Source organism: Roseateles cavernae, assembly GCF_040187885.1.
Lineage (GTDB): Bacteria > Pseudomonadota > Gammaproteobacteria > Burkholderiales > Burkholderiaceae_C > Roseateles_E > Roseateles_E cavernae.
This window is the reverse complement of record NZ_JBDPLH010000007.1, coordinates 228282-238013: the sequence shown is the minus strand read 5'-3', so window position 1 is coordinate 238013 and position 9732 is coordinate 228282. Positions and strand designations below refer to the sequence as shown.

Below are 9732 nucleotides of genomic sequence, written 5' to 3'. Positions count from 1 at the left end.
CCTTCAGCACCTCGCGTTCGCCATAGCGTTTGTGCAGGTTTTCAATGACAAGGCTTGCTTCGGACATTTTTCTCTCAATCACCCAACAACTTACCGGTGCGCAGTGCGGTCAGACCGGCCACCTTGGCCACCTTCATGCCGGCATGGGCGAAGCGCACCGACTCGCGCGCGAACAGCAGGCCATCGACCGGGCTGGTCAGCTCGCTCACCTGGTTGCTGAGGGGATCGATCACATGGGCCAGCACCTCACCGGCCCTGAGCATTGCGCCGGCATCGCGCAAAAAGGTCAGCACGCCGGCCGAGGGACTCTTGACCGGGATGCTGCCGGCCAGCGGCCGGGCATCGCCGACGGCGGCCGGCAGCGCCGGCGCCTGGCCCGAGATCAGGCCGCGATGGGTCAGGAAATCGATGATGTGCTGCGCGTCGCGGCGGGCCAGCGCGTGGTCGACATCGGCCTGGCCGCGCAGCTCCACCGTGACCGACAGGCAGGCTTGCGGAATCGGGAAACGGTGCTTGAACTGCTCGGCCCAGCGCCACCAGGGCTGGGAGCAGATCTCGTCGAAGGGCCGGTCGCCGGAGTCCTGGGCCAGCAGCGTCAGGCGGGCGCCCAGAAAGCGCGCCAGCACCTCGCACTCGGGCCAGCAGGGCGTCTCGGTATAGAGGTGCAGCACGGCCTCGGCATCGCAGTGCAGGTCCAGCACGATGTCGGCATCGCAGGACAGGCTCATCAGCGTGCGGCGCAGCGACTGCAGCTCGGTATCCACCGGGGTCTGTAGCACCGCCTCCCGCAGCGCCAGGCGCAGCAGCCGCACATTGCGCGCCGCGTCGTCGCCCAACTCGCTCTCGACGGCGGCCGCCACATTGGCGATCTGGTCGGGGTAGTGGCGGTTGAAGTTCTCGCCCGAGTTCAGCTCGAAGCGGCCCAGATGGCCGTGCAGCAGGAATTGCGACAGGCCGATCGGGTTGGCCATCGGCACCAGGATGATCTCGCCGGCGATGCGGCCGGAGGCTTCCAGCGCATCGAGCTGCTGGCGCAGATGGTGGGCCACCAGCATGCCGGGCAGCTCGTCGGCATGCAGCGAGGCCTGGATATAGGCCTTCTGGGCACCGGCACGGCCATAGTGCAGCGAGATCAGCTCTCGCTGGGTGCCTGGGGCGGGCGAGAGCAGGGGGTGGCGGGAGGTGTGCATGGGAATCAGCGCGGCATCATCTGGGCATCAAGGGCTTGAGCCAGCGGGCTTCGGCCTTGTGGAACAGGCCCACCAGGGCCAGGGTCAGCACAAAATAGAACAGCGCCGCCGTGATGAAGGCTTCGAAGGGCAGGTAGTAGGTGGAGTTGAGCTGGCGCGCCGCGCCGGTCAGGTCGGTGATCGTGACGATGCTGGCCAGCGAGGTGCCGTGCAGCATGAAGATGGCCTCGTTGCTATAGGCCGGCAGCGCGCGGCGCAGCGCCGAGGGCAGTACGATGCGGCGCAGCATCACGCCGCGGCTCATGCCCAGGGCCTTGGCCGCCTCGATCTCACCGTGCGGCAGCGCGCGGATGCTGCCGGCGATGATCTCGACCGTGTAGGCGCAGGTGTTCAGCGCAAAGGTCAGGCAGGCGCAGAACCAGGCCGAGCTCAGATAGGGCCAGGCCACGCTCTCGCGCACCGCCTCGAACTGCGCCAGGCCGTAATAGATCAGGAACAGCTGCACCAGCATCGGCGTGCCGCGGAAGAAATAGGTGTAGAGCCAGACCGGGCCCGACACCCAGCGCGAGGGCATGCAGCGCAGCAGGGCCAAGGGGATGGCTACCGCCAGGCCCAGCACCAGCGAGATCAGCAGCAGCTGCAGGGTGGTCCAGGCACCGCTGACGTACAGCGGCAGGTTTTCGGCAATCGCGTCCAGATTCACAACAGTCCTTGGCGCACGCCGACGGAGAAGCGTTTTTGCAGATGCTTGAACACCAGCTCGGAGACGCTGGTGAAGGCCAGGTAGATCACGGCCACGGCCGCGTAGAACACAAAGGGCTCGCGCGTCGTGCCGGCTGCCTGCGAGCCGCGGGTCATCAGGTCGTGCAGGCCGATCACCGAGACGATGGCCGTGCTCTTGATCAGCACCAGCCAGTTGTTCGACAGGCCCGGCAGCGCATGGCGGAACATCTGCGGCAAGGTGATGCGCCGGGCGATCTGCCAGCCGCTCATGCCGTAGGCCAGGCCGGCCTCGCGCTGGCCCGGTGGCACGGCCAGGAAGGCGCCCCGGAAGGCCTCGGTCAGATAGGCGCCGAAGATGAAGCCTATCGTCAGCACGCCGGCCAGATAGGGGTCGACGTCGACATAGTCCTCGTGCCCCAGGGCCAGCGCGATCTCGTTGACGGCCAGCTGGCCGCCGAAAAAAATCAGGAGCATCAGCACCAGATCGGGCACACCGCGTATCACCGTGGTGTAGACCTGGGCGACGCCGCGCGCGGCCCGGAAGCGCGAGAGCTTGGCCATGGCGCCGGCCATGCCGAGCACCATGGCCAGGGCCAGAGAGGCCAGGGCCACGCTCAGCGTGACCAGGGCACCCTCCAGCAGGCTGGGCAGAAAGCCGTGCAGAAACATGCGTTGATTGAGGGCTTACTGCTTCGGCGAGACGTCGTACTCGAAGTACTTGTCGTTGAGCTTCTTGAACGTGCCGTTGGCGCGCAGCGCGGCGATGGCATCGTTGAACTTCTTGCCCAGGGCCTTCTCGTCGGCCTTGCGCATGCCCACACCCGAGCCGGTACCGAAGTACTTGACGTCATCGAAGGCCGGGCCGATGAAGGCATAGCCCTTGCCGCCTGCGGTCTTCAGGAAGCCGGTGTCGATGGCGACGGAGTCGGCCACGGTGGCATCGATGCGGCCCGACTTCAGGTCCAGATAAGCCTGGTCCTGGGTGGCGTAGCGCACGATCTCGCTCTGCTTGAACTGCTCGGCGGCGAACTTCTCGTGGATGGTGGCGCGCTGCACGCCGATCTTCTTGCCCTTCAGGCCGGCGGCGCTGATGTCGAGCTTGGCGTCGGCCTTGGCGGCAAAGCGGGCCGGGGTGTTGTAGTAGGCCTTCGAGAAGGCGATGGCCTTCTTGCGCTCATCGGTGATGGACATCGAGGCGATGATGGCGTCGATCTTGCGCGCCTGCAGGGCCGGGATCAGGCCGTCGAAGTCCTGCTGCACCAGGGTGCACTCGGCCTTCATCTCGGCGCACAGAGCCAGCGCATAGTCGATTTCGAAGCCCTTGAGCTTGCCGTCCGGGCCGACCTCGGAGAACGGAGGGTAGGCACCCTCGACGCCGATGCGGACCTTCTTCCAATCGGGCGCCTGGGCGTGGCTGCTCAGGGCGGTGAGGGTGCTGCAGGCCAGGGCGGCCAGAGCGATCAGATGACGACGTTGCATGCGTTCTCCAAGAAATGTGCGAATGGCAAAACAAGGTGAGGATATTGCAATGCCCATGAGGCAAAAGGCATCAGGGTTTGAGCGAATGTAAAAAATCCCGCATCACGGCCACGGTGGCGGCCGGATCTTCCTCCTGCGGCACATGGCCCAGCGCATCGAACACCACCAGGCGGCTGCCGGCCATCGCGTCGGCAAAGGCCTGGCCATAGGCGGGCGGGATCAGCCGGTCGCGGCCGCCCCAGAGGATCAGGGTCGGCTGCTTCAGCCCGGCCAGGCGTGCCGTGTTCTGGCCCGGCCGCATCTGCTGGATGCGCTGCAGCAGCGCTGCGCGGTTGCCCTCGCGCAGGGTCAGCTCGAAATAGCGGTCGACCAGGGCGGTATCGACCTTGGCCGGATCGCCGTAGAGATTGGCCACGCTGGCTTCGACCAGGCGGCGCGGCAGCAGGCCGCTGACCAGGCCCCGTAGCACCGGCAGGCGCGCCAGCTGGAAGGCCAGCGGCACCGAGTCGGGTTTGAAATCATGGCCGGCGGCATCGATCAGCACCAGGGCCGCGACCCGCTGCGGCGCCTGGGCGGCCAGCTGCCAGGCGATCTGGCCCCCCAGCGAGTTGCCGGCCAGCACGACGCTCGGCAGCTTCAGATGATCGAGCAGGGCCAGCACAAAGGTGATATAGGCCTCGTCGCTGTAGTCGCCCTGCGGCTGCGCGCCGCTGAGGCCGAAACCGGGCAGGTCGAAGCTGATGACGCGGCGCCGCGGCTTCAGCGCGGCGGCCCAGCCTTCCCAGGTGTGCAGGCTGGCCGCCGTGCCATGGATCAGCACGACGGGCTGCGGGTCGTCGCTGGGACCTTCGTCGCGCAGATGCACCAGCTGGCCGCCCAGCTCGATGAAGTCCGAGGGCGGCGGCGCCCAGCGCGCCACCAGGCTCTCCAGCGAGCGCTCGGGCGCGCGGAAGGCGGCCATCATCAGCGCCGCGCCCAGCAATGCCAGGCCGAGCAGCTTCAGCAGCAAGCCGCCCGGCCCCGTTCGTTCACGTCTCATGGCGATGGCGCTCGATGGGCCTCGCTGGCTGGGCGCTCGATCTCGATGGCCGGATGCAGGCCGGCATCCAGCGCCTCGCGCTGGTCAAACACAAAGCAGCTGCCGTGGTAGTGCGGGCCGCCGGTTTCCTCGAAATATTTCAGGATGCCGCCCTCAAGCTGGTAGACCGGGCCGTCCAGCCCCTGCTGCTGCAGATACAGCGCGGCCTTCTCGCAGCGGATGCCGCCGGTGCAGAAGCTGACGACGGTCTTGCCCATCAGCTCCTCGCGGTGCTGGCGCACCGCCTCGGGGAACTCGCTGAACTTGTGGATGCGCCAGTCGATCGCGCCGTCAAACGTGCCGTAATCGACCTCGAAGGCATTGCGGGTGTCCAGGGTCACGACCGGCCGGCCTGCGTCGTCATGGCCCTGGTCCAGCCAGCGCGCCAGCGTGGCAGCGGGCAGGGCCGGTGCCCGCTCGGCTTGGTCCGGCCGGATCGTCGGATGGTTCATCCGGATGATCTCGGGCTTGACCTTGACCAGCAGCTTCTTGAAGGGCACGGTCTCGCTCCAGCTTTCCTTCGGATTCAACGAGGCGAAGCGGGCGTCCTCGTGCAGGGCCGCGACCCAGCGGCGCACCGCCTCGGCCGGGCCGGCGAGAAAGAGATTGATGCCTTCCTCGGCCAGCAGCACCGTGCCCTTGAGCTCCAGCCTCAGGGCCAGCTCATGGAGGCGCTCACGCAGCGCGTGGCAGTCGGGCAGGCCTACGAAAAGATAGGCCGAGATGTTCAGAATCGGAGCGTTTTGCATGGCGGACAGGCCGGGATTGTAGGCATGTCGCGCCGCGGCTTCATTTGACAGGCGGCGCGGGCCGGGTCGGCACACTGGCGCTGCACAGCTCGATATGGCCCGGGCTGTGCACAAACCAGCCGCTGCGCCAGCGCCGCGCGTCCAGCAGCGCGCCCCAGGTCTTGCTGTCGGTGCGCAGCAGCTGCAGGGCCGGGCGCTCGCTCTCGGGCATATCGGCCAGCAGCCGGGTCCGCTGTATCGTCAGGCGCTGCTCGGGCTTGTCGTAAAAACCCATATTCAGGCCGCCGCGCGGCAGGCTGGAGAGCAGCTCGATGCCCTTGAGTACCCGGCCGACCACGGTGATGTTCAGGTCCAGCCCGCGCGGCGCATGGCCGATCACCGCATAGAGCTCGGTGCCGTTGCTGGAGTCGACCGCATTGCCGCGCCCGGCGCCGACCATGCCGTAGCAGTGCGCCAGCCAGGCGCGGTCCTGTTTCGGGTCGGCGGCGACCGGGAAGCCGTCGACAAAGCCGGTTACCGGCGCCCAGCCGTCGACATCGGGCAGCCGGGTCAGCGCCAGGCCCTGGAGCGGAACCGAGAACTCGGCCGGCAGCTTGGCCTGGGCCTTGCCCAGCGGCTTGGCCAGCTTCTCGTCCTCACCGTTCGGATCGCCCCACTGGGTGACGAAATTGTCCTGCACGCGCACGACGGCCAGGCCGTCGTAATAGCCGCCGCGCGCCAGCTGGCGGATATTGGCCGCATGGCGGGGCGCGAAGCGGGGCGCCAGCTCGATCAGGACCTGGCCCTGGGGCAGTTCCATCAGCACCGTGTTCTCGGGATCCAGGCCGCGCCAGTCGCCGGCCGGTGACTGGGCCAGGATCTCGGCGCTGCTGGGTCTGGCCGCTGTCGGCGGCGGATCGGCGGCCCAGGCAGCGGATGCGAGAGCCAGAAGCAGCAGGGCGGGCGGTGTTGTCTTGCGCATGGGCGGCGAGCATAGCGCCGCTCTCTACAATCCCGCCATGCCCTTCGTCCATCTGCGTACCCATACCGAGTTTTCCGTCGTCGACGGCACCCTGAGAATCGACGATGCCGCAGCGGCGGCGGCCAAGGACGGACAGCCGGCACTGGCCGTCACCGACCTGGCCAATCTGTTCGGCGGCGTCAAGTTCTACAACGCCTGCCGCAAGAAGGGCGTCAAGCCCATCCTGGGTGCCGACTGCTGGCTGGAGCCCGAGGGTTCGGACAAGCAACCCTCGCGCGTGCTGCTGCTGATCCAGAACAAGCAGGGCTATCTGAACCTCAGCGAGCTGCTCTCGCGGGCCTGGATACAGAACGTGATACGCAACCAGGCCTGCCTGAAGCTTGAATGGCTGCAGGAGCTGGGCGAGGGCCTGATCTGCCTGTCGGGCGCCCAGCATGGCGGCCTGGGCCAGGCCCTGCTGCAGGGCGACAAGGCGCGGGCGCTGGACTGGGCGCAGCGTCTCTCAAGCATCTTTCCGCAGCGTTTCTACATCGAGCTGCAGCGCGCCGGCCTGCCCGGCCAGGAGGCGCTGGTGCTGGCCAGCGTGCCCTTTGCCGCCGAGCTGGGCCTGCCGGTGGTGGCCACCCACCCGGTGCAGTTCCTGGCCGAGGAAGACTTCGAGGCCCACGAGGCGCGCGTCTGTGTGGCCGAGGGCGAGACCCTGGCCAACCCCAAGCGCATCAAGCGCTTCCTGCCGGGCCAGTATTTCCGCCCGCAGGCGGATATGGAGGCGCTGTTCGCCGATGTGCCCTCGGCGATCGCCAACACCGTGGAGATCGCACGGCGCTGCAGCCTGTCCCTGGTGCTGGGCAAGCCGCAGCTGCCCGACTTCCCGACGCCGCTGCAGGACGACGGCACGCCGATGCCGATGGACATCTATTTCCGTGCACAGAGCTTTGACGGCCTGGAGCACCGGCTCAAGCAGCTCTACCCCGATCCGGCCAAACGCGATGCCGAGCGGCCGCGCTATGTCGAGCGCCTGGAGTTCGAGCTGAACACCATCATCAAGATGGGCTTCCCGGGCTATTTCCTGATCGTGGGCGACTTCATCCAGTGGGCCAAGAACAATGGCTGCCCGGTGGGCCCGGGCCGGGGCTCGGGCGCCGGCTCGCTGGTGGCCTATGTGCTCTTGATCACCGACCTGGACCCGCTGCAGTACAACCTGCTGTTCGAGCGTTTCCTGAACCCCGAGCGAGTCTCGATGCCCGACTTCGACATCGATTTCTGCCAGGGCAACCGCGACCGGGTGATCGACTACGTCAAGGACAAGTACGGCCGCCCGGCGGTCAGCCAGATCGCCACCTTCGGCACGATGGCGGCCAAGGCGGCGCTGCGCGATATCGGCCGGGTGCTGGGCATGGGTTTCGGCCAGGTCGACTCGATCGCCAAGCTGATCCCGGCGCCCCCCGGCAAGACCGTGACCCTGGCCCTGGTGCCCGAGAAGCCCGACGACAAGATCATCTACGCCCGCAAGGAGGCGCCCGAGATCGAGGAGCGCGAGGCGCTGGACGAGGAGGTGGCGGGCCTGCTGAAGCTGGCCGCGCGGGTCGAGGGCATGGTGCGCAATGTCGGCATGCATGCCGGTGGCGTGCTGATTGCGCCGGGCAAGATCACCGACTTCTGCCCACAGTACCAGCAACCCGGTTCGACTTCGGCGGTGAGCCAGTACGACAAGGACGACGTCGAGGCGATCGGCCTGGTCAAGTTCGACTTTCTGGGCCTGGCGACCTTGACCATCATGGAGCTGGCCAAGGAATTCATCACCACGCGCTATCCGCAGCACAAGGACTTCGCCTTCGAGACGATTCCTCTGGACGACCGCAAGACCTACAAGCTGTTCTCCGACGGCCTGACCGAGTCGGTGTTCCAGTTTGAATCCAGCGGCATGCAGAAGATGCTGCGCGAGGCCAAGCCCTCGCGGCTGGAAGACCTGATCGCGCTGAACGCGCTGTACCGGCCGGGGCCTATGGACCTGATCCCGACCTTTGTCGCGCGCAAGCATGGCAAGGAGAAGGTCGAGTACCCGCACCCGCTGGCCGAGGCCGTGCTGGCCGAAACCTACGGCATCATGGTCTACCAGGAACAGGTGATGCAGACCGCCCAGGTGCTGGGCGGCTACACGCTGGGCGGCGCCGACATGCTGCGCCGCGCGATGGGCAAGAAGAAGGCCGAGGAGATGGCCGCCCATCGCGAGCTGTTCCGCAAGGGCGCGGCCGAGAAGGGCATCGATCAGGACAAGGCCGACGAGGTCTTCGACCTGATGGAGAAGTTCGCCGGCTACGGCTTCAACAAGTCGCATGCCGCCGCCTACTCGCTGCTGGCCTATCACACCGGCTGGCTGAAGGTGCATTTCACGGCCGAGTTCTTCGCCGCGAACATGACCATCGAGTCGGACGACACCGACAAGCTCAAGGTCCTGATGAACGATGCCAAGCTCTTCGGCATCGAGTTCGAGCCGCCCAATGTGAACCTGGGCGTGCACCGCTTCGAGCCGCTGTCGGAACGCAAGATCAATTACAGCCTGGGCGCGATCAAGGGCACCGGCGTCGGCGCGATCCACGCCATCGTCGCGGCGCGCACCGAGGGCGGTCCGTTCAAGAGCTTCTTCGACTTCTGCGCCCGGGTCGACCGCAAGCAGGTCAACAAGCGCGTGGTCGAGGCCTTGATCAAGGCCGGCGCATTCGATGCGATCGAGCCTGACCGCGCCCGGCTGCTGGCCAGCGTGGCGCTGGGCTACACCTATGCCGAGGGCCTGGCGCAGAACGTCGACCAGGGCGGCTTGTTCGACTTCGATGACACCCATGGCTCCTCGACTGCCGAGCCGCCGCTGGTGCAGGCTGGGCCCTGGAGCATCAAGGAGCGGCTGAGCCTGGAGAAGACCGCGATCGGCTACTACCTCAGCGGCCATCTGTTCGATCAGAGCGGCGAGGAGGTGCGGCGCATGGTCAAGCGCCGCGTCGCCGATCTGCAGGACAGCCGCGAGCCCATCATGGTGGCCGGCATCGTTGGCGATCTGCGCATCATCAACGGCCACCGCGGCCGCGTCGCGATCTTCAAGCTCGACGACAAGAGCGACGCGATCGAGGCGGTGGCCAACGAGGAGCTGATCAATGCCCACAAGGAGCTGCTGGCCGACGACGAGCTGATCATCGTGCAGGGCAAGGTGCAGAACGACCGCTTCTCCGGCGGCCTGCGGCTGACCGTGCAGGCGGTCTGGGACCTGGCCGGCGCGCGGGCACGCTTCGGCCGCTATGTCTATGTGCCGGTCAAGAACAAGCTGCCGCCGCTGGACGAGGTGGTCAAGCAATGGCCGGCACGCCAGCAGCAGGGCGAACAGGGCGTCGTCAACCAGGGCCTGAAGGTCATGACCCACCACTTCCTGGCCAGCGGCCAGGCCAAGATCGACCTCGGCGAGGACAGCCGCTTCTGGCCCTGCGACGAAGCGCTGCAGCGCTTCGCAGCGATCAGCCCGGAGCCGCCGCAGATCGTCTACGAGGTGAGCTGAGGCGGGAC

Annotated in this window: 8 protein-coding genes; 1 reads left to right on the top strand and 7 read right to left on the bottom strand. The window is 67.0% G+C overall.

Annotation, left to right across the window (positions count from 1 at the left end):
* Positions 1-74: 74 nt before the first annotated feature.
* The 7 genes from ABGI63_RS18820 to ABGI63_RS18790 form a co-directional block, all read right to left on the bottom strand.
* Entirely contained in the window at positions 75-1190 is a 1116-nt protein-coding gene (locus ABGI63_RS18820; RefSeq protein ID WP_349743911.1) for a succinylglutamate desuccinylase/aspartoacylase family protein, read from the bottom strand.
* A gap of 16 nt (positions 1191-1206) precedes the next feature.
* A complete protein-coding gene (locus ABGI63_RS18815) occupies positions 1207-1893 on the bottom strand; it encodes an ABC transporter permease (RefSeq protein ID WP_349743910.1) in 687 nt (228 codons plus the stop codon).
* Positions 1890-2582: an ABC transporter permease gene (locus tag ABGI63_RS18810; protein WP_262970628.1), complete on the bottom strand. Its 693-nt coding sequence runs from the start codon at positions 2580-2582 to the stop codon at positions 1890-1892. The genes ABGI63_RS18815 and ABGI63_RS18810 overlap by 4 nt, the downstream gene beginning before the upstream one ends.
* Positions 2583-2597: 15 nt before the next feature.
* A complete protein-coding gene (locus tag ABGI63_RS18805; RefSeq protein WP_349743909.1) occupies positions 2598-3392 on the bottom strand; it encodes an ABC transporter substrate-binding protein in 795 nt (264 codons plus the stop codon).
* Between the two features lie 70 nt (positions 3393-3462).
* Positions 3463-4431, bottom strand: coding sequence for an alpha/beta hydrolase (locus ABGI63_RS18800; protein WP_349743908.1), 969 nt, complete (start codon positions 4429-4431; stop codon positions 3463-3465).
* Positions 4428-5219 carry a sulfurtransferase gene (locus ABGI63_RS18795; protein WP_349743906.1) on the bottom strand — a complete coding sequence of 264 codons (792 nt, stop codon included), beginning with the start codon at positions 5217-5219 and terminating at the stop codon, positions 4428-4430. The genes ABGI63_RS18800 and ABGI63_RS18795 overlap by 4 nt, the downstream gene beginning before the upstream one ends.
* 40 nt (positions 5220-5259) lie before the next feature.
* Positions 5260-6180 (bottom strand): peptidylprolyl isomerase, encoded by a 921-nt coding sequence (locus ABGI63_RS18790; protein WP_349743905.1) that lies wholly within the window; start codon positions 6178-6180, stop codon positions 5260-5262.
* Between the two features lie 37 nt (positions 6181-6217).
* Between ABGI63_RS18790 and dnaE the strand changes: the two genes are divergently transcribed.
* Positions 6218-9724 carry a DNA polymerase III subunit alpha gene (dnaE, locus tag ABGI63_RS18785; RefSeq protein ID WP_349743904.1) on the top strand — a complete coding sequence of 1169 codons (3507 nt, stop codon included), beginning with the start codon at positions 6218-6220 and terminating at the stop codon, positions 9722-9724.
* Positions 9725-9732: the final 8 nt, after the last annotated feature.